The organism is Paenibacillus sp. GYB003 (genome assembly GCF_036577625.1).
In the GTDB taxonomy this organism is placed as follows: Bacteria; Bacillota; Bacilli; order Paenibacillales; family NBRC-103111; genus Paenibacillus_AB.
This window is the reverse complement of record NZ_JARBDC010000069.1, coordinates 72,912-98,126: the sequence shown is the minus strand read 5'-3', so window position 1 is coordinate 98,126 and position 25,215 is coordinate 72,912. Positions and strand designations below refer to the sequence as shown.

Annotated in this window: 19 protein-coding genes and 1 pseudogene; 16 read left to right on the top strand and 4 right to left on the bottom strand. The window is 59.1% G+C overall.

Annotated elements, in window-relative coordinates:
- Positions 1–170 precede the first annotated feature (170 nt).
- From PV407_RS22105 to PV407_RS22070, 8 genes are all read left to right on the top strand, one after another.
- Positions 171–947 carry a class I SAM-dependent methyltransferase gene (locus tag PV407_RS22105; RefSeq protein WP_332092164.1) on the top strand — a complete coding sequence of 259 codons (777 nt, stop codon included), beginning with the start codon at positions 171–173 and terminating at the stop codon, positions 945–947.
- 250 nt (positions 948–1,197) lie between these two features.
- Complete coding sequence (locus PV407_RS22100; RefSeq protein WP_332092163.1) at positions 1,198–3,939, top strand: Ig-like domain-containing protein; 2,742 nt, start codon at positions 1,198–1,200, stop codon at positions 3,937–3,939.
- A 520-nt stretch (positions 3,940–4,459) separates the two neighbouring features.
- A complete protein-coding gene (locus tag PV407_RS22095; protein WP_332092162.1) occupies positions 4,460–5,779 on the top strand; it encodes an ABC transporter substrate-binding protein in 1,320 nt (439 codons plus the stop codon).
- 185 nt (positions 5,780–5,964) lie between these two features.
- Positions 5,965–6,636 carry a response regulator transcription factor gene (locus tag PV407_RS22090; RefSeq protein WP_332092161.1) on the top strand — a complete coding sequence of 224 codons (672 nt, stop codon included), beginning with the start codon at positions 5,965–5,967 and terminating at the stop codon, positions 6,634–6,636.
- Complete coding sequence (locus PV407_RS22085) at positions 6,633–7,991, top strand: HAMP domain-containing sensor histidine kinase (protein ID WP_332092160.1); 1,359 nt, start codon at positions 6,633–6,635, stop codon at positions 7,989–7,991. The genes PV407_RS22090 and PV407_RS22085 overlap by 4 nt, the downstream gene beginning before the upstream one ends.
- A 182-nt stretch (positions 7,992–8,173) precedes the next feature.
- Positions 8,174–9,088 (top strand): ABC transporter ATP-binding protein, encoded by a 915-nt coding sequence (locus PV407_RS22080; RefSeq protein ID WP_332092159.1) that lies wholly within the window; start codon positions 8,174–8,176, stop codon positions 9,086–9,088.
- Positions 9,088–9,798 carry an ABC transporter permease gene (locus PV407_RS22075; protein WP_332092352.1) on the top strand — a complete coding sequence of 237 codons (711 nt, stop codon included), beginning with the start codon at positions 9,088–9,090 and terminating at the stop codon, positions 9,796–9,798. Before PV407_RS22080 ends, PV407_RS22075 begins: the two co-directional genes overlap by 1 nt.
- Positions 9,799–10,524 carry an ABC transporter permease gene (locus tag PV407_RS22070; RefSeq protein WP_332092158.1) on the top strand — a complete coding sequence of 242 codons (726 nt, stop codon included), beginning with the start codon at positions 9,799–9,801 and terminating at the stop codon, positions 10,522–10,524.
- A gap of 158 nt (positions 10,525–10,682) precedes the next feature.
- On the opposite strand, the gene PV407_RS22065 is transcribed toward PV407_RS22070, so the two are convergent.
- Positions 10,683–12,512 carry an ABC transporter ATP-binding protein gene (locus PV407_RS22065; RefSeq protein ID WP_332092157.1) on the bottom strand — a complete coding sequence of 610 codons (1,830 nt, stop codon included), beginning with the start codon at positions 12,510–12,512 and terminating at the stop codon, positions 10,683–10,685.
- Positions 12,487–14,250 carry an ABC transporter ATP-binding protein gene (locus PV407_RS22060; protein WP_332092156.1) on the bottom strand — a complete coding sequence of 588 codons (1,764 nt, stop codon included), beginning with the start codon at positions 14,248–14,250 and terminating at the stop codon, positions 12,487–12,489. The genes PV407_RS22065 and PV407_RS22060 overlap by 26 nt, the downstream gene beginning before the upstream one ends.
- Before the next feature lie 310 nt (positions 14,251–14,560).
- Here PV407_RS22060 and PV407_RS22055 point away from each other — a divergent pair, with 310 nt between their 5' ends.
- Positions 14,561–15,520 carry a D-2-hydroxyacid dehydrogenase gene (locus PV407_RS22055; protein WP_332092155.1) on the top strand — a complete coding sequence of 320 codons (960 nt, stop codon included), beginning with the start codon at positions 14,561–14,563 and terminating at the stop codon, positions 15,518–15,520.
- A 92-nt stretch (positions 15,521–15,612) separates the two neighbouring features.
- Here the strand turns inward: PV407_RS22055 and PV407_RS22050 are convergent, their stop codons facing one another.
- Positions 15,613–16,695, bottom strand: coding sequence for an aliphatic sulfonate ABC transporter substrate-binding protein (locus tag PV407_RS22050; RefSeq protein ID WP_332092154.1), 1,083 nt, complete (start codon positions 16,693–16,695; stop codon positions 15,613–15,615).
- Positions 16,696–17,288: 593 nt separating this feature from the next.
- Between PV407_RS22050 and PV407_RS22045 the strand changes: the two genes are divergently transcribed.
- The 4 genes from PV407_RS22045 to PV407_RS22030 all read left to right on the top strand — a co-directional run bounded on the left by PV407_RS22045 (position 17,289) and on the right by PV407_RS22030 (position 22,086).
- Complete coding sequence (locus tag PV407_RS22045) at positions 17,289–18,140, top strand: ABC transporter permease (RefSeq protein WP_332092153.1); 852 nt, start codon at positions 17,289–17,291, stop codon at positions 18,138–18,140.
- A 324-nt stretch (positions 18,141–18,464) separates the two neighbouring features.
- Positions 18,465–19,241, top strand: coding sequence for an ABC transporter ATP-binding protein (locus tag PV407_RS22040; protein WP_332092152.1), 777 nt, complete (start codon positions 18,465–18,467; stop codon positions 19,239–19,241).
- A 326-nt stretch (positions 19,242–19,567) separates the two neighbouring features.
- Entirely contained in the window at positions 19,568–20,809 is a 1,242-nt protein-coding gene (locus tag PV407_RS22035) for a Gfo/Idh/MocA family protein (protein ID WP_332092150.1), read from the top strand.
- 194 nt (positions 20,810–21,003) lie between these two features.
- The gene (locus tag PV407_RS22030; RefSeq protein WP_332092149.1) at positions 21,004–22,086 is read left to right on the top strand and encodes a glycoside hydrolase family 172 protein; all 1,083 of its coding nucleotides are present in this window, start codon (positions 21,004–21,006) and stop codon (positions 22,084–22,086) included.
- 36 nt (positions 22,087–22,122) lie between these two features.
- Here the strand turns inward: PV407_RS22030 and PV407_RS22025 are convergent, their stop codons facing one another.
- Positions 22,123–23,016, bottom strand: a complete 894-nt coding sequence (locus PV407_RS22025) for an AraC family transcriptional regulator (protein ID WP_332092148.1) — start codon at positions 23,014–23,016, stop codon at positions 22,123–22,125.
- A 40-nt stretch (positions 23,017–23,056) separates the two neighbouring features.
- On the opposite strand from PV407_RS22025, the pseudogene PV407_RS22020 reads away from it, so the two are divergent.
- From PV407_RS22020 to PV407_RS22010, 3 genes and pseudogenes are all read left to right on the top strand, one after another.
- Positions 23,057–23,647 (top strand): annotated as a pseudogene (locus PV407_RS22020) (spore germination protein); the annotation flags it as partial.
- A 49-nt stretch (positions 23,648–23,696) separates the two neighbouring features.
- Positions 23,697–24,635, top strand: a complete 939-nt coding sequence (locus PV407_RS22015; protein ID WP_332092147.1) for a spore germination protein — start codon at positions 23,697–23,699, stop codon at positions 24,633–24,635.
- Between the two features lie 22 nt (positions 24,636–24,657).
- Positions 24,658–25,212 (top strand): Ger(x)C family spore germination protein, encoded by a 555-nt coding sequence (locus PV407_RS22010; RefSeq protein ID WP_332092146.1) that lies wholly within the window; start codon positions 24,658–24,660, stop codon positions 25,210–25,212.
- Positions 25,213–25,215 lie beyond the last annotated feature (3 nt).

The following is a 25,215-nucleotide window of genomic DNA, read 5'->3' as shown; positions in this document are numbered from 1 at the left end:
AGGCCGGCGCAGCGGATTTGGCGAACGTTATACGTTTGCGCGGATTCCCGTCAAGGTGCCGCCGTTTTGCCGAACGTTCCGTATAGCCGTTTTTTCCCTTCCGCCCGCCGTGCTTCGCCGATATACTGGGCTTGCGCGGGCAGCAGCGATTCGGAAAGGGGAACGAAACGATGAATATAGCCGAACATAACAGCAGGGCGTGGAACCGGAACGTCGAATCCGGAAACCGGTGGACGGTGCCGGTGTCCGCCGAAACGATCGCCAGAGCGAAGCGGGGGGAGTGGGAAATCGTACTGACGCCGACGCGGCCGGTGCCGGCGTCGTGGTATCCGCCGCTGCCAGGAGCGAAGGTGCTCTGCCTCGCCTCCGGCGGCGGGCAGCAGGGGCCGATTCTCGCGGCGGCCGGAGCCGACGTGACGGTGTTCGACAATTCCGAGAAGCAGCTGGAGCAGGACCGGTTCGCAGCCGAGCGGGACGGGCTCGCGGTCCGCACCGTGAAAGGCGACATGGCGGATTTGTCCTGCTTTGCGGACGAAACGTTCGATTTGATCGTCCATCCGGTATCGAACCTGTTCGCCGAAAACGTGCGGCCGGTTTGGCGGGAAGCGGCGCGGGTGCTGAAGCATCGCGGCGTGCTCATCTCCGGCTTCGTGAACCCGCTCGTCTATATTTTCAGCATCGAGGCGGAAGAGCGCGGAGAGCTCGCGGTCGAGCATTCGATCCCGTATGCGGACAGCGAACAGCTGCCGAAGGAGCGGCTCGACAAGCATTTGCGGGAGTGCGTCCCGCTCGAATTCGGCCATACGCTCGAGGATCAGATCAAAGGCCAGCTCGACGCCGGACTCGTCTTGACCGATTTTTACGAGGACCATTACGGCGGGCAAAGCTTGCTCGACAACCATATCCGTACGTTTATCGCCACCAAGGCGGTCAAAATCAGCTTGTAAACGCCCGGACGGACCGTGCTTCCATGCACGGTCCGTTCGCGTTTGCCGGCCCGGAATGGCGCCTGCCGCGAATTAGGGGCGATTTTTGGACATTGACATCGCTTGGAGGGATCGATACACTTACCTACGTAAGTACCTAAGTTGTTCCATTTTATCGTTATAATGAAAACGATTACAACACACAAAGGAGGAACGTTTCGGGTCGGTCTAGCGAAAGGGAATCATTCATCCTGAACGTGGAGGGAGTTCGATGCGAAACATGCGAGCAGCCGAATGGCTGCGGCGGGTCGCCGTTATGGCGTCGCTCGCCGTCGCATTCGGTACGATGACGGCGGAAGGAGGGATTGCGGTGGCGCAGGAAAACGGAAGTGCGGCGATGCCGCAGGCGGCGGAAGCCGGCAAAGGGAGTCCGCCGCGAAGCACGAAGTTCGGCGTCGAGCTGCCGGAAACGGCCGGCGTCGGACAATACGTAACGGTCCCGATGACGATGCGCGGCTCGGAGGCGACGGAGAAGGCGGGGGACGTGCACATTGTCGTGGAGAAGCTGTCCGGCGAAGGCGAGGCGTATTGGGCGGCGTTCGACCGCGCCGGCGCGCCGGTCGACTTTATCGATTCCGGCGTCTATATGCCGGACGGGTTCCCGCTGCCGAAGCACGAGGAACGGACGGTCGACTGGACCGTCAAATTTACGAAAACCGGCGAGTATGCGTTCGCCTTCAAAATCGCCGACGCGCAGGGACGCGTTTGGGCGGTCGCCGAAAAAACGGTCTCGGTCGTCCCGTCGTTCGCCGATCTTGGCCCGCAAGTGTTCCAGGACGGCATCTACCGCGGCGAATTCGGAACCGAGAACGGCCGCGCCGTCGGCTACACCGTCATTACCGGCAAGCCGGATTCGCGCTTCGTCGTCCTGGATATCGCGACCGAGAAGGTGGCGAAGCAGTACGATTTGCCGGAGGCGGAGGGCGCCTGGTCGATCAAGAGGGCGTCGGACGGCAAAGTGTACATCGGCACGTATACGAGCGCCAAGCTGTTCCGCTACGATCCAGCCGCCGGCTCGATCGAAGATATGGGCAGCCCTTATGCGCAGACGGGCGGAGCGATTTTGTACGAAATGGCCGAGGATCGGGACGGCAACCTGTATTACGGCTCCTATCCCGGCGGCAAGCTGTTCAAGTTCGACCCGGTCGCGAAGCAAACGACCGACCTCGGCGGGATGTCGCCCGGCCAGCCTTACGCGCGCAGCATCGCGTACGACGCCGGGCAGCATGCGTTGTTCGTCGGAGCCGGGGGCAACAAGGCGTCGCTCGTCAAGTACGATTTGGCGACGGGGACGAAGACGGAGCTGCTTCCCGAATCGATCCGCGGCAAATACAAGCTTACATACGATCTGAATCTCGTCGGCGACAAGCTGTTTCTGAAAATGGACCCGAATTACGGGCTGATCGTCATCGACAAAAACAGCGGACAGGTCGTCCGCGATTTCGGCACGCTGGCGATCCACTCCCGCGGCGTCTCGGAGAAATCGCCGTACTCCGACACCGTTTACTTGACGTATGGCGGCATACTGAAAGCATACGACTTGAGCACGAACTCGATAACCGACCTGACGACCGCTTCGGGCAAAATCGATTTCAAGGCGAACACGATCGGCTGGGGCATCGTTCGGCTCGACGATCCGGATTACCCCGGCTATACGCTCGTCGGCTTCAACGGCAATACGGGCGGAGGGTTCTTCAAATACAATTTGACGAACAAAACGCTGCGCATAACGAACGTGACGCTGCCGAAGGTGGCGATCAAGCTCCATACGCTCGGGGCGGCGACGAACGGCTCGATTTACGCGGCCGGCTTTTTGCCGGGCGGAATGGGCATCTTCAATCCGGACGACCGGACGAGCACGAACCATTCCATCGGCCAGGTCGAAGGAATGACGGCCCTCGGCGGCCGGATGTATTTCGGCGTGTATCCGGGAGCGAAAATTTACGAATACGATACGACGAAGCCGTGGAAAATCAGCGGCAGCGGCCTGACGGTCGTCAACAGGTTCGAGCTGAAGTCCGGCTACATGCAGGACCGTCCGTACGCGATGCTGGGCGTTCCGGAGCTGAATCAAGTGTTTATCGGCACGGTGCCCGACTATGCGGTCAGCGGAGGCGCCTTGACCGTATACGATCCGTCGGCGGGCACGGTTTCGTACCAGGTATACCGCAACATCGTCCAGGATCAGAGCGTCGTCGCGCTCGCCTACAAGGACGGCAAATTATACGGCGGAACGTCGTACCGGGGCGGCCTCGGAGCGGAATGGCCGTACGCGGACGGAAAGCTGTTCGTCTACGACGTCGCCTCGCGAGCGAAGGAAGCGGAGCTCGTGCCGGTACCGGGCAAAGGGTCGGTGAACGAGCTGATCGTCGGGCCGGACGGAAACATTTGGGGATTCGCGCAGGGAACGTTTTTCGTGTACGATCCGGTTCAGCGGCGGGTGATCCATACGGACGACGCGTTTCCCGAAGCGTCCGGCACGTTCCGCGACGCCGAGATGGAGGTCAGCGTGAAGGACGGCGACGTATACGGAACGATCGGCGGGGACAATCTGTTCAAGATCGACAAGACGACCAGAGCGATTACGGTGCTGCGCAAAGGCGCGTCGCTGCTCGCGCAGGACCGGTACGGAAACTTTTATTTCAAGCTGAAGGAAAACGAGACGAGCTTATGGCGCTATACGGTCGAAGACCGGACGGCGGCCGTTCGCGGCGTCGTTCTGGATCGGAGCGAGGCCGATTTGCGGATGGGCCGGACGCTGACCGTTACCGCATCCGTCTACCCGTCCTTCGCGTCCAACCCGAAGGTCGTATGGTCGACCGGCAACGGCTCGGTCGCGACCGTGAACGCGGCGGGCGTCGTCACCCCGGTGTCGCCCGGCACGGCGACGATAACGGCGGAGTCCGTCGACGGAGCGCATCGCGCGTCGATAACCGTCCGCGTGCTGCCTTAGCCGGTCCGCTGCCGGTCATGCGGCGATTTCGATGAGGACCGCCCCGGGAAGCTTTCTCGTCCCGCGGGTGGCCTTTTTCGTCGAAAAAAAATACCGTTACCGCTTCGAAGCAAGCCGCTCGCGCACCCGTTTCCCGGCCCATCCAATCGGGTGCGGATTCGAAAAGCGGCCGCACCGGAGGCGGCGAATTGGCGGAAAACGCCAAGATCGGACGGGCGAGGCTGCAACGGTTCGGCCTGTCCGCATCTTTTTTCGCCCGAAATCATATTGAAAGTCGGCGAGCGGCATGGTACTATTAGTATTGTAGAACTTAGTTCTCCAATACAGAACGTACATCGCAGAATAAAGCGCTTTCCTTGCCATGATACATGCAGCACCTCAGCCCAGTTAATAAAGACGGCGCGAATCCCTCCTTTTTTTGTCCAGTATGCGGAACGAAGTTCTACAATGAAGAACGTGCATGAGCGTTAGATCCAAAGAACGAAAACGAGGGTCGGACCAAATCCAAACGAGGTGACAGATGTTGAAAAAGACAAACGCTTTATTGTTGTGCTCTGCGATTGTAACCGCTTTCCTGGCGGGCTGCGGCGCCCAGGGCGGCCAAACGAAGGAAGAAGGCGGCGCGGCGAAGCCGCCGGAGAAGCAGGAACCGGTCACGCTGAAATTTTATACGATGACCGTTATCGACGATTTCGAAAAATATATCAATCAATTCGTCAAGAAAAAATTTCCCCACGTAACGCTTCAAGTCGTCGAAAACAAAAAGGGAAGCGAGATCCAGGACTTGATCGCGACGAACGACATCCCCGACATCATCTGGCAAGGCCTCACGAATATGGGAGGCGCGCTCGCCGAATACGACGTGCCGATGGACTTGACGCCGCTCGCCAAAAAGCACGGGTTCGACTTCAACAAATACGACGCGAAGATGGTCGACAGCATCAAGTCGTATTCGCCCAAGGGTGAAATTTTGTATATGCCGTACAACGTCCTCGTATTCGCCCTGCATTATAATAAGGATATTTTCGATAAGTTCGGCGTCGCTTATCCGAAAGACAATATGACGTGGGAAGAAACGATCGAGCTCGGCAAGCGGATCTCGCGCAAGGACGGCGACACGCAGTATATCGGCCTTCTCCCGCCGACCGGCCTGAACCGGGTGCAAAGCCAGCTGAGCCTTTCGTACGTCGACAGCACCAAGCAGAAGGCGGCGTTCGCGAACGACGGATGGAAGCGGATGTTCGACGTGATGAAAAGCATCACCGATTACCCGAACGCGCCGCAAATCAAATCGTTCGGCGACGTGCGCAACGCGTTCCTGAGCAACCGGACGGTCGCGATGATGCCGGAAATTTTGCAGCTGCAAAACTACGACATGGCCGCGGCGGAAAAAGCGGGGCTGAAATGGGACATCGTCACGTTCCCGACGTTCAAAGACAAGCCGGGAGTCGGGGTAGGCGTCTTTTCCGACGGCTTCGTCATCCCGAAAGGAAGCAAGCATCCCGACGTGGCGTTTCAGGTGATGGCGTACTTGAGCACCGATCCGGACGTGCAGATGGAAGCGACCAAAAACGGACGGATTACCGCCCTGAAAGATAATGCCGCCATGCTCGAGCACGCCTTCGAAAACAATCCGGCCGCGAAGGGGAAAAATTTGAAAGCGGTGTTCTCGCAAAAATATCCCGATCCGATCTTGTCCTCGCCGTACAATTCCGCCGGCTTGAGCGTCATCAGCGGGAAAATGCTCGATTACGTCAACGGCAAAAACGACGCGAACACGCTGCTGAAGCAAGCCGAGGAAGATTTCAACAAAAGAATCGCCGAGATGAAAACGAGATAAGCGAACGCCGCTTCAGGCGGCAACCCATACGAACCGCCTTCAAAAAGGGCTTCCGTCTTCCGTCGGACAGCCCTTTTTTGCGCCTGCCGTCACCCGTCTCAGGTCGCGTTCATCCGCAAGTACGCATATGGTATGATAACGTAGACAATTTGTCCGACACTTATGCAAAGGCAGGGGAAGGCCGCTTGAGACGGTTGCTATATATCGAAGACGACAACGAGATCGGCTCCTGGGTCGCGCGCGATTTGGAGCGGCGGGGCTATGCGGTGGACTGGCTGAAATCGGGTGAAGGCGCTCCGGAGCGGGCGAAGGAGGCGGATCTCGTCATTTTGGACGTGATGCTTCCCGGACTGGACGGCTTTACGATCGGCCAAAGACTGAAGAAGGAATTGCCGGAGACGCCCATTCTCATGCTGTCGGCGCGCACTTCCGTGGACGACAAGCTGCAGGGGCTGCAATTCGCGGACGATTATTTGACCAAGCCGTTCCATCCGGACGAATTGGCCGCCCGGCTCGAAGTGCTGCTTCGGCGCTATGGCCGGACAGGCTCCGCGGAGCTGACGCTCGGCCATCTTACGGTCGTTCCGGGGGAAAATCGGATCGTCGACTCGCGCACCGGGGACGAAATTATGCTGACCGGGAAGCAGCATCAAATTTTCATGTATTTGCTGCGCCATCCGAACCGCATTTTGACGAAGGAGCAAATTTACGAAGCGGTATGGGGGGAGCCTTACCTGGAAGGCGATAAGACGCTGATGGTCCACATTCGCTACCTTCGGGAAAAAATCGAAATCGATCCCGGATCGCCGACGATCGTCGAGACGATTCGCGGAATCGGGTACCGGGTGAAGCTGTGAAGCTGAAAAACTCCCTTTTGTCCAAATACGTGCTGATCGTGCTGTTCGCCATCGTCATCCTGCCGCTGTCGCTGCCGGTCGTTGGGCTCGTTTTGGCCGTAGCGATCCCGCCCGCCTATCGTCAAGCCGAACCGTTGAATCCGAGCAGCCATAAGCTGGAGCAGGCATGGCACGAGACGGGAAAACGGCTGGCCGGCGCTTCCGGCGAGGAAATCGGCCGGGCGTTCGCCGACTTCAAAGCGGAGTACGCGGAAGTCTCGATGTTCTGGGTGGACGCTTCGGGCCGAACGGCGCTCCAGCTCCCGGAAAATCCGGAGCTGCCTCCGGCATGGAGCCCGTCCGAGCTCGTCCGGTTTATGAAGGCCGGTTACGGCGGGGATCCGTTTACGGTAGTCGCGTTCATCGGGGAAACCGGCGACGAAGGCTTTATCGTGATGCAAGCGCCCCGGTCGTTTCTGGGCCCCGTGGGCGTGCCGTTCGGCAGCCGGTACAATTACTTCATGTTCGGATTGACGTTTTTGATCGTCGGCTTTTTCGTGTTCGTGTCCTATATTTTCTTCTACAAAATTCGCAAACGGCTGCTCCGGCTGCAGCAGGCGATGACGACTCCGGCGGCGAACGGCATCCCGGCCCCGATCCGCGCCTTCAACGACGACGAGGTCGGCCGGTTGGAGCAGGCGTTCAACGCGATGATCGGACAGCTGCAGGAGGGGCGGCGGCGCGAGGCGGAGGAAGAAGGGCTGCGGCGGCAGCTGATCGCCAACCTGTCGCACGATTTGCGGACCCCGCTTACGACGATCCGGGGGCATGCGTACAGCTTGCGGCAGCAGTCGCTGGACGAGAAAGGCCGGGAAGCCGTCGATTTGATCGACCAGAAGGTCGACTATTTGGCGAGATTGATCGACAACTTGCTGTCGTACACGCTGTTGACGACCGGCAAATATACGTACCGGCCGGAAAAAACCGACATCGTCCGGCTTGTGCGGGCGTGCTGCGCCAACTGGTACCCGGTGTTCGAACGGGAGCGGTTCGCCGTCGATTTCGATTTGCCCGAAGCTTCGGTGTATTGGCAGGTCGATCCGCAATGGTTCGAACGGATTCTCGACAATTATTTTCAAAACATTTTGCGTCATGCGAGCGACGGGAAGTATGCCGCCGTCCGCATCGAAACGGACGGGCCCCGCACGGTCGTCGCGATCGAGGATCGCGGGCCGGGCATGACCGGACGGTCCGCCGGGGCGGGAGCCGGAATCGGCCTGTCGATCGTCTCTTTGATGCTGAAGGAAATGAAGCTGAGCGCCCGCGTGGAGAGCGGCCCCGCCGGAACGACGATCCGAATCGGACAGGGCGCGTGAGACGGCGATACCGGACGCACCGACTTCCGTTACAAGCCGGAGAACGGCCGTTTTTCGCGAATCAGGCTCCGCGGTATCCGCCGGATCCGGCTCCGTTCCCGGCTTTTTAAACGATTTTTAAACTTCGTCCGCCGTTCGTTTTAACCTTCGCCCGTTAAGATGGATACCGAGGTGAACAGTGGATGAATGACTGGATTTTGCAAACGGAACAGCTGACGAAGCAGATCGACGGCAGGCGGGTCGTCAACAACGTCGGTCTGCGGCTGAGGAAAGGCGACATTTACGGATTTCTCGGGCCGAACGGGGCCGGCAAAACGACGACGATCAAAATGCTGCTCGGTTTGGTGAAGCCGACGAAAGGCACGATTCGGATGTTCGGCAAAGAGCTGCGAAAAGAAAAGCTGGCCGTGCTGCGGAACGTCGGCTCTCTCGTCGAATATCCGTCCTATTACGGGCATTTGAACGCGATCGAAAACCTGGAAACGGTAAGGCGCATTCTCGACGTTCCCCGCGCCCGGATCGACGAAGTGCTGTCCATCGTCCGTTTGAGCGGGGAAGCGAGGCGCGCCGTCAAAGGCTATTCGCTCGGCATGAAGCAGCGGCTCGGCATCGCGACGGCGCTGCTCGGAAACCCGGAGCTGCTTATTTTGGACGAGCCTACGAACGGACTCGATCCGTCGGGGATACTGGAAATCCGCGAATTGATCAAAAAGCTGCCCCGGGAACACGGCATCACCATTCTCGTATCGAGCCACCTGCTGTCCGAAATCGACCAAATGGCGACGGAGGTCGGCATTATTTCGAAGGGCAGCCTTATTTTTCAAGATTCGATCGCCGCGCTCCGGCAAAAATCGAAAAGCAGCATCCGGATCGGCGTGAGCGAGCCGGAAAAAGCGTGGAAACGGCTGCTGGCGAACGGGATCCGCTCGGACCTCGAGGAGGAGCGAATCGTCGTCGGGCACGCCCCGAACGATCAAATCGCGGCGATCGTCTCGCTGCTCGCGGGGGAAGGCTTTTCCGTCTACCGGGTGGAGGAGGCGAGCCGGTCGCTGGAGGACATTTTTCTGGAGCTTACCGGAGGGGAGACGAGCCTGTGATGCTGCGCGTGCTGGCTGCGGAATTTTACAAAATCCGCAAAAAAATGATTTGGTTTCTCGTCTTTCTCGGCCCGATCGGCGTCGTGGGGCTGCAGGGGCTGAACTTCGGACTCCGGTACGACTTTTTGACCCGGGTTTACGCGAACGATCTGTGGGGCGGGGTCATCAGCAACGTGCAAATGCTGGCGGTTCCGGCGCTGCTGATGGGCATCGCGATTCTCACTTCCATGATCGCGACGATCGAGCATCAGACGAACGCCTGGAAGCAGCTGCTGGCGCTGCCGGTTTCGCGGCTGACCGTATTCACGGCGAAGTTCGCGCTCGCCTGCCTGCTGCTGGCCGCATCGAGCACGCTGCTCGGCGTCGGGACGGTCGTTCTCGGGCTGTCGCTCGGCTACGGCGCCGATATTCCGTACGCAAACGTTTTGACGACGATATATTACCCGTTTGTCGCGTCGCTGCCGTTCATCGCCCTGCAAATTTGGCTGTCGATTGCGGTCAAAAATCAGGCAGTCCCGCTGACCGTCGGCATTACGACCGCCATTTCGGCGTTGTTCGCCCCCCGGTATCCGGATTGGGTGCCGCTGAAATGGCCGTACGTGACCGACAAATGGGAGCAGCCGCTCTTTTTCGTCGGGGCGGGATTGGTCGCCGGGCTCGCCTTGTACGCGATCGGGCTCGCGAATTTTGCCAGAAAGGATGTGCAGTAGATGAGGCGCATGTTCGGCTCGGAGCTGCTCAAGCTCAAAAAATCGCCGATAGGGCTGCTCGTTCCGGTTAGCCCCGTGATTGCGGCGCTGATCGGCTTGCTGAGCACGGTGCGGGACAGCGCCGGTGCGTGGGCGGAAACGCTCTCGTATATGGCCATGCTCCATGCGCTGCTGTTTTTGCCGCTGCTCGCGGGCGTTTTCTCGGCGTTCGTTTGCCGGTACGAGCATGCCGGAGGCGGATGGAAGCAGCTGCTCGCCCTCCCCGTATCGCGGACGTCGGTCTACGTCGTCAAATTCGCGCTCGTGCTCGGCCTGCTCGCCGTTACGCAGCTTTTGTTCGTCGCCGGACTGCTGGCCGTCGGCGCGGCGAAAGGATATGCGGGACCGATTCCATGGGACGTCATCCTGAATAGCGCGCTTGGCGGCTGGGTCGCCTGCATGCCGCTCGCCGCTTTGCAGCTGGCCGTTTCCGTCGCCTGGACCAGCTTTGCCGCTCCGCTCGCGGTCAATGTCGTCTTCACGCTTCCGAACATGCTTATCGCCAATTCGGAAACGTACGGTCCCTACTACCCGTGGGCGCAGCCGCTGCTTGCGATGATTCCTTCGTCGAAGGAGAGCTTCGGCGCGTTCCTGGTGCCTGCGGAGACGCTGTTTCTTGTCATATTCGGCAGCTTCGCCTTGTTTTTCGCGTCGGGGCTCGGCTATTTTATGCGAAAGTCTGTGTAGGCAACGAATCCGGATTCCGTTATGTCGGATAACCCGCCCAAGCGGCACCGGACGCAAGCTTCTTGACGGCGGCGGCTTGAAACGGAAAGAACCGGGAGCTATGGCTAGCTTCCGGTTCTTTTCGCCGTTGAATTCGTTGCCGGTCGTCAGGCTCCGGCTCAGCTGACCGCGTGGGCGCCCTGCGAGTGGCTGTACAGCTCCTCGTAGTAGCCTTTGCGCTCGATCAGCTGGCGGTGCGTGCCCTGCTCGACGATTTGGCCCTGGCGCATGACGATGATGCGGTCCGCCTGCATGATCGTCGACAGCCGGTGGGCGATGACGAGCGTCGTCCGGCCCTTCGAGACGATTTGCAGCGCCGTCTGGACGAGCTGCTCCGTGTAGGAGTCGAGATTGGCCGTCGCCTCGTCGAGAATCAATATTTTCGGCTTGAACACGACGATGCGCGCGAACGAGATCAGCTGCCGCTCCCCGGCGGACAAGCCGCTGCCGCGCTCGGACAGCATCGTGTCGTAGCCGTCCTTCAGCCTCGTGATCAGGCTGTCCGCTCCGACGAATTGGCACGCCTTGACGACGTCCTCGCGCGATATCGATTCGTCGAACAGGCGCACGTTGTCGACGATGCTGCCCGAATACAGAAACGGCTCCTGCTGGACGAGCCCGATGATCCGGTGCAGCTTCGCCTGGGGAATGTCGCGGATGTCGATCCCGTCGATCGTCACGCTGCCCTTCTGCACGTCGTAGAAGCGGCACAGCAAGCTCATGAGCGAGCTTTTGCCCGCGCCGGTCGCGCCGACGATGCCGACCATTTCGCCGGCGGCGATATGCAGGTCGAGGCCGGACAAAATCGGCACCTCTTCCGAATAGCCGAAATGGACGTCGTTGTAGTCGATTTTGCCGCGAACGGCGGCCGGCTCCAGCGGCTTCGGAAGCTCCGCGTCCCGGACGGCCGGCTGGATCGAGAACAGCCGCCACAGCCGGTCCATCGATACCGTCGTCGACTGCAGCGTGTTCCATTGCTGCGTAATCGAGTTGATCGGCTGGAAAAATTGCCGGATGTACGTAATGAATGCATACAGGACGCCGAATTCGAGCGTCCGCTCGAAGACGGCCATGCCGCCGATCCAGACGATGAAGGCGACGGACAAGTTGCCGAGAATGTCGAACGACCGGTTGAAAAAGACGTTCGTGCGCACTTCGCGCACGTTGGAGCGGAAATAGCGGCTGTTTTGCTCGTTAAACGATTGCTGCTGCTGCTTTTGCTGATGAAACGCCTGAATCAGGTTCATCCCCGCCAGGTTTTCCGCCGTGAAGGCGATCAGCCGCGACAGCTGCGTCCGCGTAATCTGGTATATTTTCCGCATGTACGACCGGAAGCCGACGGCGATGCCGGCGATGATCGGCAGCAGGATCATGCTGTACCCCGCGAGCACCGGATCGAGATGGAACATGAGCGCGATAATGACGATCAGCGTCAAGCCGTCGCGCATCAGGCTGAGCAGCACCTGCGTGAAAAACTGGTTGAGCGTCTCCGTGTCGCTCGAAACGTGAGTGACGAGACTGCCGCTGTGAAACCGGTCGAAAAACGACATCGACTGCTTCGACAGATGGCCGAACAGCTCTTTGCGAATGCGCGCGACGATCGATTGGCCGACGTATTGCAGCATGTTGTTTTGCAAATACGTAAAGACGAGGCCGATGACGACGAAGGCGAAGTAAACGCCGCAGATGAGCAGCAGCATGCCGAAATCGTTTTTGCCGGCCATCAGGTTGTCGTCGATCGCGATTTTGACCAAATACGGCTGCAGCAGATCGGCCGCGATCGCCAGCAGCGTGCACAGGAAGATGAGCGCGAAGCGGCCGCGAAACGGCTTGGCGTAGGCGAGCATCGCGCGAAACGCCGCCCGGCGGTCTTCCTTGCTGACGTTGTACGCGCTGCTGATTTCGTTGTCCGGATTGGCGCGCTCAGGCTTTGGCTTTGGACTCGGCATGCTTCGTTCCCTCCTCCTGGATGGCGTAGAGGGAGGCGTACAGCCCTTTTTGCACGAGCAGCTGCTCGTGCGTTCCCCTTTGCACGATCGCCCCTTTGTCCATGACGACGATTTCGTCCGCATGCTTCAGCGCGCTGATGCGGTGGGCGATAATGATCGTCGTTTTGTTGCGCCGCTCGGCGCGCAGGCCGGCGACGATCTCCGTCTCGGTTACGGCGTCGACCGCGCTGACGCTGTCGTCCAGCACGAGGATCGGCGCTTCCTTCATAAAGCCCCGGGCCAGGCTCGTGCGCTGGCGCTGCCCGCCCGAAAGCGTGACGCCCCGCTCGCCGAGCTTCGTTTCGAACTGCTCGGGAAAATGCATGATGTTATCGTATATTTGCGCCTGCTTCGCCGCCCTGTGCGTCGATTCCACGGGGACGCTCCGGTTCGAGAAGGCGATATTGTCGCGGATCGTCGTGCTGAACAGGAAGCCGTCCTGCGGCACGTAGCCGATTTGCGTCCGCAAGCTCTCGAGCGTGACGCCGCGAATGTCTTCGCCGCCCACGAAAATCGTCCCTTCGGGCGGGTCGTACATGCGCAGCAGCAGCTTGACGAGCGTCGTTTTGCCGCTGCCGGTTTTGCCGATAATGCCGAGCGTTCCGCCCGCGGGGACGGTCAGGTCGATTTGCCGGAGCGCCTGCTGGCTGCTGCCCGGGTACGAAAACGACAGCCCCCGGATGACGATGTCCGCCGCCCCTTTCTTGAGCGGCTTCGCGTTTTCCGCTTCGCGAATGTCCGGCTGGACGGCGAGCAGGCTGCCGAGCCGGGCGAGCGAGGCGCGCGAACGCTGCATCGTGTTGATGACGTTGCCGATTTGCTGGAGCGGGTTCACGATCATCCGCAAGTAGAGCGTCAGCGAGACGAAGCTGCCGATCGTGATCGAGCCCCGGATCGTCAAATAGCCGCCGAAAGCGATTGCGATAATGAGCGAGAGCCCGCCGAGAAACGGCAGCAGCGCCTGAAACAGCGACGACATGCGGACGAGCCGCAGCTGATTGTCCACGATGTTGTCGACCTTTTGGCCGAACCGGTTTTGCATGATCGGCTCGACGGCGAATTTTTTCGTGACGCGAATGCCCCCGAACTGCTCCTCGGCCGTTTCCGTCATCGCGGCGAGCGATTCCTGCACCTTCATCGAACGTTCCCGAATCGGCGGTCCGAACAGGACGACGACGAACGGAATGGCGAGCAGCGGAATCATGCAGACGATAATCAAATAGATCGGAATGGAGCTGACGGCCATCATCGCCATGACCGAGACGATCAGGATGACGGCGTTCGTCGTCTGGTTGATGCCCATCGAAATCGATTCGCGGACGGACGTCACGTCGTTCATGACGTAGCTGAGCATTTTTCCGACGCCGTGCTTCGAATAATACGTTTCGCTGAGTCCGGTAAAATGAACGAACAGCTTCCCGCGCGTGACGAATTCGAACCTTCGGCCGAGCCGCATGACGACGTATTGGCCGACGCCGACGAGCACGCCGAAGACGATTCCGATCGCGAGCAGCTTCAGGCTGGAATCGACGATCCCGGCGCGGGTAATGCCGCCCGCCTGCAGCGTGTCGGTGAAATCGCCCAAAACGCGGGGGTAAAGCGACTGGACTACGTTCGCTACGGTTATGGCGAGGATGGCGAGTGCGTAAATGTGCCAGTGGGCCCGCAAATAACCGAGCAGCAGACGCGGTGATTGCAACTTGTACCACTTCCCGTTGTCGTTTTTCTTCTCGAAGGTTCATTATACCGCGAGCAGGTGAAAAGTTTCACCCGCGTTCATCGCGGGATTGCCGCGATATTGACTCGTATTCGCCCGGTATGCGAACGCAGCGGTAATCATTCTTGCTTATTTGCGAAATCGCTGTCAATCGGTTGTGAAAATTTCGTGAACGAAACTTTTATGCGAAAGACGGCGAATACGGCCGCCCGACGCGGGCGCGAATCGTCCGGTTCGGGTACAATGGACGTATGGACCGGCGATCGTCATGATTATAAGGAGGGATCGGTTGATGACGAAACGAATCATGCTCGTCCTGCACGAGCTCGAGCCGCATTTGCTGGAGGCAGTCCGCGGAGCGGCGCCCGGCTTCGAGGTGCTGACGGCGGCGGAAGGCGCCGTCGAAGACCGGCATTATGCGGAGGCGGAAATCATCTGCGGCTGGAACGCGAAAGCGAAGCAGCTGGCGATGCAGCCCGGCACCGCTTTGCGTTGGATTCAGACGTGGGGGGCGGGCATCGAGCGTTTGCCGCTCGCGGCGATCAAGGAGCGCGGCATATGGCTGACGAACGCCAGCGGCGTTCACCCGAAGCCGATTTCCGAATCGGTGTTCGCGATGGTGCTCGCGTTTACCCGCAAGCTTCACGTAGCGATCCGCAACCAGCAGGAGCGCGTATGGGAACCGGCGCGGGGGCTAGGGGAAGCGCACGGGAAAACGATGACGATCCTCGGCGTCGGCGAAATCGGCAAGGAGGTCGCCAAAATCGCCAAAGCGTTCGGGATGCGCGTGCTCGGCGTGCGGAAGTCCGGCGCGCCGGCCGAATGCGTGGACCGGATGGCGACGTTCGGGGAAATGGCGGCGATGCTGGCGGAGAGCGACTACGTCGTCAACTGCTTGCCGCTGACGGACGAAACGAGGCATATCGTCGGCAAGGAGGCGTTCGCGGCCATGAAGCGGAGCGCGTTTTACGTCAATATCGGAAGAGGCGGCACGACGGATACGGATGCGCTCGTGGACGCCTTGCGCGAAGGGCGCATCGCCGGCGCCGGGCTGGACGTGTTCGAGCAGGAGCCGCTTCCGGCCGACCATCCGCTATGGGCGATGGACAACGTCATCATGACGCCGCATCATACCGGGATTACGACCGAATACGACCGGCGCGTCGCGGACATCATCGTCGCCAATTTGGCGGCCTATCGGGAAGGCCGGGAGCCGCCCGTCAATAGGATTCCGGCGGACCGGATGTATTGACGGGCGGGCGGCGGCCGCGAATGGCGGACCGACGAGCGAGCCGCGGCGGACCGTCCGGTCCGTGCGCGCGCCGCCTCGCGGCCCGTCAACGTTCATTTGCCCTGCTTCCGTTCGTTCAGCGCCTGTTCGACGAACCGGTTGTCGATGACGAGCGATGTATCGAGCTTTCTCGGAATCGCTCCGACCGACAGCAGAAAATCGGCCTGCTCCTGATGGGCTTTCGCGAATTCGGGCGTCACGGGAGACGTGATCGGCTCGGTGTTTTTCAGCACCTCGGCGACGATCGCCTTGTCGATTTTTTGCGCTTTCGCCAAATCGCCGGCGACCTCGTCCGCATGTTCGACGTAATATTTGCGCGCTTCCTCGTACGTTTTCAAAAACAGGACGGTCAAATCGGGATACTCTTTCGTAAATTTCGTCCTGGCGATCAAAAAGCTGGGGGCGTTGATGTTCAAATCTTGGCCGCTGACGAGTATGCCGGCGCCGGTTTGGAACACGGCCGTCGTCGCGTACGGCTCCCAGATCGACCATGCGTCGACGGCGCCGGTGTCGAGCGCCGGCCTGGCTTCGTCGGGCTGAAGCTGGATTTCCTTAATGTCGCTCCCTTTCAGGCCGGCTTTGTCGATCGCCATGTAGAGGAAGTTGTAGGCGCTGCTTCCTTTCGCCACGGCGATTTTTTTGCCTTTCAAATCTTTCAGCTCTTTGATCGGGCTGTTTTTCGGAATGACGATCATGTTGCCCTTCTTGCCGTCCGTCGTTACCGCGATCGCCCGGAAGTCGACGCCCCCGGTTTGCCCGGAAATGAGCGGCGTGCCGCCGGTCGCGCCGAAATCGAGCCGTCCCGCGGCGAGCGCCTCGAAATGGGGCGGCCCGCTCGCGAATTCGTTCCATTTCACTTCGGCGCCGACTTTGGCGAACGCTTTCTCGAAGTATTGCTTTTCGCGGGCGTACGGCAATATGCCCGTTTTGCCTTGGACGCCGATGTTGACGACGACTTTCTCCTTGCGGGATGCGTCGTCCTGCGGCTTCGCCGTTCCGTTCGGGGCTGCCCCGCCGTTCGATGGTCCCGGCGCGGCGCCGGACGACGGCTGTCCCTGGGCGCAAGCCGTCATGGCGGCCGCAAGCAGTACGGCGGCGAGCAGGGCGGCCGGCCGCCAAGCCGACAGTTTCCACATACGATCCAGCTCCTTTCCCGTTCATGTGCGCGCGAAACAAAAAAAGGAGACAGATCGCCGTCGGGCGTCGGTCTCCGGTTATCCGGTCGCGCAAGTCGCACATTAAACCTATAAAATAGATTGGATTAATTTGAAATGTATCGTAGCAATTTCGCGCGGCGCTGTCAATCGCATTTTTTGCGAAGGAAAGGGAGAAGGAGGAGGAGGAGGAGCGGGTGCCGCATCGCGCGAATCATGCGCGCACGATCCGGCTGCTTTCGCCCTCCGCCTGCTTCCGCCCTCCGCGAACCGAAAGAAGCCATTGACATCCGAATGGCGGGATGATACGATGGCTACAAAATCAATTAATCCTATTGGAATATGAGGAATAACTTCCGCATCATCGAATCAACAACGGTCGACCGGTTAGCCGGAGACGCTGCATTTGCTTGCAAATGCAACGTCTTTTTTTGTTGCCGCGGCAACCGGGCGGAGCCGGATCGACGGCTAACGAATCGTCCGATGCTTATAGGCGGAAAAACGATCGTTTTTCAAGAAGGACGCTTTTCCGGACCGCTTTTCTTGCATTTGAAATCATGATCGAGGTGACGAGTATGAGCAACCAGGCGGACGCCGTCCGCAATCCGCAGGCCGTATCGGCGCCTGCCCGCAAAGCAAAGCCGCGCAAGCCCGGCGCGCCGCACGCGCCGGCGAAAACATGGCTCGTCGGGCTCCTATTTCCGCTATCCGTGCTGGCCGTCTGGCAGGCGGCGGGATGGGCCGGACTCGTATCGTCGACGATTTTGCCGACGCCGGCCGCCATTTTTGCATCGTTTTGGGAATTGGCCCGAAGCGGCGAGCTGTTCATCCATTTGGAAATTAGCGTATACCGGGCCGCGGTCGGCTTCGCTCTCGGCGGCGCGCTCGGGCTGCTGGCCGGGCTGGCGGTCGGCTTCTCCGGCCAGGTGGAGCGCACGCTCGATCCGTCGCTGCAAATGCTGCGCACGATACCGCACTTGGCCGTTACGCCGCTGTTCATCCTCTGGTTCGGCTTCGGCGAATTTTCCAAAGTGCTGCTGATCGCCAAGGGCGCCTTTTTCCCGCTGTACGTCAATACGTTTCTCGGCATCCGCAGCGTCGACGCCAAGCTGTTCGAAGTAGCGCGCGTGCTCGAATTCAACCGCTGGAAGCAAATCGTGCGGCTGGTCATACCCGCCGCGCTTCCGAACATTTTGCTCGGCGTCCGGCTGTCGCTCGGCGTCGCCTGGCTCGGGCTCGTCGTCGCGGAGCTGATGGGGTCGAGCGAAGGGATCGGCTATTTGATTTTGGACGCGAGACAGTTTTCGCAAACGTCGATCGTGTTCGTAGGGATCGTCATTTTCGCCGTAGTCGGGAAAGCGACCGATTCGCTCGTCCGCTATTTGGAAAAACGGCTGCTGCGCTGGCGCGACAGCTACGGCGGATAGAACCGCGTCCGTCGCTCCGGCCGAGGCCGGATGCATCGAGCCGCAGGGGCGCCGGGGGCCGGCGGCTCGCTTGCAGGCGGACTGCCTTTTCGCTACGATGGAGCTGTTACGGCCGCCGACCAACCGATTGGAGGCGCAGCTTGGCAAGGACCGTTCGCCGGTCCGGCAGGCTGCGTCTTTTTTTTCGATAGCGGCGCAAATCGCGACCGAAGCCGGAAGAGGCGGAGCGTCGTTTTTCGGGGACGGTTCGGTTCGCGCCGCAAAAAGGGATAAGCGCTTCTAAAAGATGCGAATCGCATATACAAATAATGGGAGGAACGCACGATGGAAACGCCGCTGCTGCAAATCGACCGTCTGGGCAAAAGCTTCGAAACGAACAAAGGAACCGTCCGCGCGCTCGACAATTTGAGCTTGAGCGTAAAGGAGGGCGAATTGATTACGGTCATCGGCCCGAGCGGCTGCGGGAAAAGCACGCTGCTCCGCATTATCGCCGGCCTCGATACCGACTACGAGGGCGAAGCGAGGCTGAACGGCGAAAAGGTGACCGGACCGGGCATCGACAAAGGGTTTATTTTTCAAGAGCCCCGCTTGTTTCCGTGGCTTACGGTCGAAAAAAACATCGCGGCCGATTTGTCGCTGAAGCATCCCGACGTGCGCAGGGAAGTCGACCGCCTCGTCGCGCTCGTCAAGCTGCAAGGGTTCGAAAAGTCGTACCCGCGCGAGCTGTCCGGCGGCATGGCGCAGCGGGTGTCCATCGCCCGGGCGCTGCTGCGCAATCCGAACATTTTGCTGCTCGACGAGCCGTTCGGTGCGCTCGACGCCTTCACGAGGGCGCATATGCAGGAGGCGCTGCTGGACATATGGCAAAACAACCGGACGACGATGATCTTCGTCACGCACGATATCGACGAGGCCGTTTTTCTGGCCAATCGGGTCGTCGTCCTCAAGCCGCGCCCGGGCGAAATTCGCAGCGTCATCCCGATCGACCTCGCGTTTCCGCGCAAAAAGTCGAGCGTCGCTTTTCAGGAGCTTCGCTACAAGGTGTTGAGCGAGTTCGAAAAAATCGACAGGCTGGAGCTGACCGAAAGCGCCGGCATTTGAACGCCCGCCCATACGGCCGTTGCGGCCGAAGCCCGTTCCGTCCCGCGGTTTCGCGCGGGCCGGAGCTTTTTGGCGCGAAAACGCTTTTCCCGAAGCCCGCGGCGCCGCTTGGCCGATCCGATCGCCCAAAACGGGGCGATTTGTTTCTTTTTGAGCATTGATAGATCGATTTGTTTCGGGTATGATTGATTATGTGCATTCTTTTTTGCATATCGATCATGCAATCGGTTACACCGAAACGGCCGACGGCCGAAACACTGATAACGGTCGGAAAAAAGCCGGCGCGCGAACGTTCGACGCGCCGGGCGAAAGGAAGGATTTGGGCGATGGGAAACAACGGTAAAGTGAAGCTGGCGGTAATCGGCCTCGGCGGACGGGGAAGAAGCCTGCTCAAATTGCTGCTTGCGATGGAAGACGTGGACATTCCGGCCGTATGCGATCCTTACGAGGACCGGCTGAAGATGGGGCTCGACATCGTGGAGCAGGCGGGCCGCCCCAAGGCGGACGGCTATGCGGATTATCGCGAGCTGCTGGCGCGCGACGACGTGCAGGGCGTCGTGATCGCCACGACGTGGGTGACGCACGCGGAAATCGCCATAGCGGCCATGAGAGCGGGCAAATATGCCGGACTCGAGGTCGGGGGCGCGGCGTCGCTCGAAGAATGCTGGGAGCTCGTGCGGACGTCCGAGCAAACCGGCAAGCCGGCCATGCTGCTGGAAAACTGCTGCTACGGCCGCGACGAGCTTGCCGTCCTGAACATCGTGAAGCAAGGACTGCTCGGCGAGCTGATTCACTGCCAATGCGGGTACGAGCACGATCTGCGCGACGAAGTGGCGCTCGGCGAACAAAACCGCCACAACCGCTACCGCAACTACTTGAATCGGAACGGCGAGCTGTACCCGATCCACGGCCTCGGACCGATCTCGAAAATATTGAACATAAACAACGGCAACCGCCTCGTGTCGCTGACGTCGATGTCTTCGAAAGCGCGCGGCATTCGCGAATGGGCGGCCGGCAAATTCGGCGAGACGAGTGAGCTGGCGAAAACCGAATTCGCCCAAGGCGATATCGTGACGACGATGGTCAAATGCGCGAAGGGCGAAACGATCATGCTCGTTCACGACACGACGCTGCCGCGGCCTTATTCGCGAGCCGGCCGCGTGCAGGGAACGAAAGGAATCTGGATGGAGGACAACAACTCGATCCATATCGAAGGAAGAAGCCCCGGGCATCAATGGGAGTCGTTCGATTCCTACCGGGAGCAGTACGAGCATCCGCTCTGGAAGCAGTACATCCGGGACGGCGTCCGCGGCGGACACGGCGGCATGGACTATTTGGTGCTGCGCGCGTTTCTGGAAAGCGTCCGCGACAATACGCAAACGCCGATCGACGTGTACGACACGGCCGTTTGGATGGCGATTACGGTGCTGTCCGAAGAGTCGGTCGCGCTCGGCAGCGCTCCCGTCGCGATCCCCGACTTTACGAAGGGCAAGTGGATCAGCCGCGGTCCCGGTCCGAAAAGCAAATATTCGCTGGACACGGTCGACGAATCGCTGTTCGCGAACTGAGCGCCGATGCGCGAGAAGCCTCCTTCCGGTCGTTACGGCCGGAACGGGGGCTTTTTTTTGCGCCTGTTCGCATGTCGGCCTTCGTTCGGAGCAATTTCGGTTAACAAGTTCATGATTCGGGCTAAATCCAAATCCAGTCGATTCCGGTACAATGAAGGCGGACATCAAAACGCAAATTCGTGGGAGGAATGGGCATGCAGCCGTTTAACGGGCTCGGGATGGGACTCGGACAGCTGTCCCGGTTATCGAAGGCGAAGACGAGATCGATCAGCGCGGAAAACTGGACGGGCGAAAAAGGGAAGGCCGGCATGGCGACGGAAGGAACGGGAAAAGCGGCGTCCCGCGATTTGGGACAAGGCTGGAAAGTGTCGCCGTCCGTACACATTCAAGCGGGCACGACGTTCACGATGGCGGACATCGGCGAGCCGGGCGCGATTCAGCATATATGGCTTACGTGCTTTCCGACGACATGGCGGACGCTTATTTTGCGCATGTATTGGGACGGGGAGGAACAGCCGTCCGTGGAAGTGCCGATCGGCGACTTTTTTTGCAACGGCTGGTGCGAGCGGAGCAACGTCGTCTCGCTGCCGGTGGCGGTCAATCCGGCCGGGGGGATGAACTGCTACTGGGAAATGCCGTTTCGGAAGTCGGCGAAACTGACGGTCGAAAATATCGACGACAAAGACGCCGTCCTTTATTTCCAGGTCGATTACACGCTTACCGACGTGCCGGAGGACGCGGCCTATTTCCACGCCCAATGGCGGCGCAGCAACCCGGTTCCGTATAAGGACGTGCACACGCTGCTGGACGGCGTAACCGGCCGCGGGCATTACGTCGGCACGTATTTGGCCTGGCAGTCGAACAACACCGGCTGGTTCGGCGAAGGCGAGATCAAGTTTTACATGGACGGCGACGACCGGTTCCCGACGATTTGCGGCACCGGGACGGAAGATTATTTCGGCGGCGCCTGGAACTGGGAGCAGCCGAAGGGCGAATACGGCACGTACTCGACGCCGTTTCTCGGCATGCACCAGGCGCTGAAGCCGGACGGGCTGTACCGCAGCCAGCAGCGGTTCGGCATGTACCGCTGGCACGTCATGGACCCGATCCGCTTCGAGAGCGATCTGCGCGTCACGATCCAGGCGCTCGGCTGGCGCTCGGGGGGGCGGTATTTGCCGCTGCAGGACGACATCGCCTCGACCGTCTTCTGGTACCAGGCGGAGCCGCACGCGCCTTTCGCGCCGCTGCCGGACAAGGACGGACTGGAAGTGATATAAGCAGAAGGACGCGCCCGGCCGGCAAGGCCCGGCGCGTTACGCGTTTTTGCCGCGGTAAAACGAGGGAGGGACGCCGTCGATCCGCTTGAACGCCCGGCTGAACGCGTGGATGCTGCGGAAGCCGACCCGTTCGGCAATTTCGGTTAACGGCAGCGAGGTGAACTGGATCATTTCCCGCGCTTTGCCGATGCGCACCGTTTGCGCGTATTTGACCGGCGGCATGCCGAACGCCTGCGAGAAGGCGCGCAAAAAATAAAACGGACTGAGCCCGGCCATATCCGCGAGCGCCGCCAGCGAGACGTCCTGCTCCGGCGTATGGTCGATCGTCTGCTTCACCTTCGTCAGCCGCTCCCAGTTGGAATGAAGGTGCGGATTCACGCTCCAGGCGTGCTCGCGCAGCAGATGAATCCAAAGCCGGATGAACGCGCCTTTCGCCGCCGCGCCGGCATACGGCAAGCCGATTCTGAAGTCGCGGATCAGATCGAGCAGCATGGATTCGAAGACGGACGGATTGCGCAGGCTCAGCCGCGTCGGCAGCTCGAACGGCGGAGCGGAGCATACGTCCTCGCGGATCATGGCGAGCTCGGCCGGCGTCATTTCTTCAATCGGCTTGAACGACACTTTCACGTCGGGGCTGTCCGGCAAATAGATCAAGTCGAAATGGACGTGCGGCTGCCGAACCGGCACGTCGCTCGTCACCGTAATCGCATGGCGCTGGCCCGGCTTGAACAGAAACAGGTCGCCGGGAACGCCTTCGCAGTCGCCTTCCTCCAGCGTCACCCGCAGCGTTCCTTCCTTGACGTACAGCAGCTCGTAATCGAACAGCGCGCGCTCGCGGATTTTCCAGCCGGGAGCGAGATAATGGTCGAGCGCGACGCGCACGTACGGCGACAGCCGGTCGAGATCCATGCGGCTTCGGTTATCGTTCAATGGGGTTCCCTCCGTCCCATAAATCCACATCCGCATCGGGATGTGGATTTTTGCTTTATCGAATAATTGCGGGTTCATGTGCAAAAAATACCAGAATCAAATGAATATACGGGTTGACAATCGTATGAATAAGCTGAAAACGAACTTCAAGGACATCGGGCACTTAAAAGACCTATCGGGACAATCGAGCGACTACACAACCATTCGGATTGATAGTGCCGGACAACAAGTCAGTATTTCCTATTTCAAAACGTTAATCGACGAGAAGCTGCTGCAGTCCAATGTCATTTTTCCGGTGCAAAACCGCACGACGCTTTCCGAGCTTCGCCGGCTTGAGCATATAAGAGAATGGATTGCGATTGATGACGTAGAGATAACGGATCGGGTTGAAGACATTCAAGCGAAACTATTCAACGGATATGCAATGGTAGAGCTGGATCAACACGACCGGAAATGCATGCTGGTTCATGTCGGGAATAAAAAAGGGCTGCGGAAAGAGAACAATACCGAAAACGAGTTCAGCGTAGTCGGACCCAAGGTCGGGTTTGTCGAGGACCTGGATACGAACATACGCTTGTTACGAGCGCAAATCAACATCCCGAACTTAATTGTAAAAGAAATGACGATCGGATCAACATCGAAAACAAGAGTCGCCCTTATTCACATCGACGGGGTGACCAATGAACAGATGGGTTCAGACCGCCGAGCAAAGGCTGAAGCAAATCGATGTCGACGTCGTATTCGATTCGTCCCTGCTGGACCAGTTCATCTCGGACAACTCGTCCACGCCGTTCCCGTTATTTTTGACGACGGAACGCCGGGACCGGGTCGTCTATGCCCTGATCAGCGGGCAGGTGGCGATCGTAAGCGACGGTTCGCCTTATTTTGTTACGGGACCTTCAACATTGTTCGACTTTTTCATTTCCCCGGAAGATTATTATTTGCCCTGGATCTTGGGGTCGTTTTTTAGGATGATTCGAATTTTCGGGGTTATATTTTCCTTATTGGCAACGTCCATGTATATCGCGGTCACGACGTTCCATTATGAGGTCATCCCGAGAGATTTGTTGGAGCCGCTTATAGCTTCCAGAAGGAATGTCCCGTTTCCCCCTTTGGTTGAAGTGCTCTTCCTGGAAATCACCATCGAATTTCTCCGGGAGGCCGGCGCCAGATTGCCGACCAAGATCGGTCAAACGTTGGGTATCGTAGGAGGCATCATTATCGGAACGGCAACGGTCCATGCCGGTTTGACAAGCCATATTTTGGTCATCATCGTCGCCTTTTCGGCGTTGGCCTCGTTTGCGACGCCGATTTACAAGATGTCCAATGCGATTCGGTTTTTGCGTTTCCCCATGATCGTAATGACAGCCATATGGGGCGGGGTAGGGATGTTTATCGCGATCGGTTTTCTGCTCGTCCATATGATCCGATTGACTTCATTCGGGACTCCGTATACGGTGCCGATATATCCTTTTCGGGCGCGCGGATTCGGGGACAGCTTTATACGTCCGTCGTTTCAATTTATTAATACAAGGTTTCGGCACTTAAGGCCGCTTTCCATAATCAGGTTCATCCCCGAGCCGGTTAGACGGAAGAAGACCGATTTTGACGATGAATGATGGAGAAAGCGGGAATACGGGTTTGAAAACGACTTTTCTGTTTATCGTTCTATGCACATGCATGACCGCGTGCGGCAACCCGAGGGTCGTGAATAATATTAAGCTAGTCCAAACCGTCGGTTACGATGCCGTCGAAAGCGGAGTGCGGAACGCCGCTCTTATCGCCAATTACGAAGAAGGAAAATCGAAGCTGGAATTTTTCGTGACCGAGTCCAACTCCGTTTACGACAGCTTGCCAAGGCTGAGAACGAAGCTTGACTTTCCGGATGAATACGGACAGTTGAGAATGACGTTGTTCGGAGAAACTTTCGCGCGCAAAGGGATCAAAATCGTAACGGACGCGATGGCGCGCCATCCGGTCGTTTCATCCAGAATGCACCTCGGCGTTGCGGATCGGGACGCTTTGGAAATGTTGAACGTAACCGAAAACAAACGGGATCCTTATTATTTGTCCGATATGATCGAGAATAACAGCAAGGGCGGAAACTTGCCGATGACGAACCTTCATGTAACGTTATTTAATTTATACGGAGAGGGACGGGACGTCTTCCTGCCGCATTTCACCATGGAACGCTGAGAA

Coding starts and splice junctions, on each gene's coding strand:
- PV407_RS22100 (WP_332092163.1), top strand. CDS start 1,198: ATGCGAAACATGCGAGCAGCCGAATGGCTGCGGCGGGTCGCCGTTATG.
- PV407_RS22045 (WP_332092153.1), top strand. CDS start 17,289: ATGAGCAACCAGGCGGACGCCGTCCGCAATCCGCAGGCCGTATCGGCG.
- PV407_RS22070 (WP_332092158.1), top strand. CDS start 9,799: ATGAGGCGCATGTTCGGCTCGGAGCTGCTCAAGCTCAAAAAATCGCCG.
- PV407_RS22055 (WP_332092155.1), top strand. CDS start 14,561: ATGACGAAACGAATCATGCTCGTCCTGCACGAGCTCGAGCCGCATTTG.
- PV407_RS22040 (WP_332092152.1), top strand. CDS start 18,465: ATGGAAACGCCGCTGCTGCAAATCGACCGTCTGGGCAAAAGCTTCGAA.
- PV407_RS22080 (WP_332092159.1), top strand. CDS start 8,174: ATGAATGACTGGATTTTGCAAACGGAACAGCTGACGAAGCAGATCGAC.
- PV407_RS22030 (WP_332092149.1), top strand. CDS start 21,004: ATGCAGCCGTTTAACGGGCTCGGGATGGGACTCGGACAGCTGTCCCGG.
- PV407_RS22065 (WP_332092157.1), bottom strand. CDS start 12,512: ATGCCGAGTCCAAAGCCAAAGCCTGAGCGCGCCAATCCGGACAACGAA.
- PV407_RS22015 (WP_332092147.1), top strand. CDS start 23,697: ATGAACAGATGGGTTCAGACCGCCGAGCAAAGGCTGAAGCAAATCGAT.
- PV407_RS22035 (WP_332092150.1), top strand. CDS start 19,568: ATGGGAAACAACGGTAAAGTGAAGCTGGCGGTAATCGGCCTCGGCGGA.
- PV407_RS22095 (WP_332092162.1), top strand. CDS start 4,460: ATGTTGAAAAAGACAAACGCTTTATTGTTGTGCTCTGCGATTGTAACC.
- PV407_RS22075 (WP_332092352.1), top strand. CDS start 9,088: ATGCTGCGCGTGCTGGCTGCGGAATTTTACAAAATCCGCAAAAAAATG.
- PV407_RS22105 (WP_332092164.1), top strand. CDS start 171: ATGAATATAGCCGAACATAACAGCAGGGCGTGGAACCGGAACGTCGAA.
- PV407_RS22050 (WP_332092154.1), bottom strand. CDS start 16,695: ATGTGGAAACTGTCGGCTTGGCGGCCGGCCGCCCTGCTCGCCGCCGTA.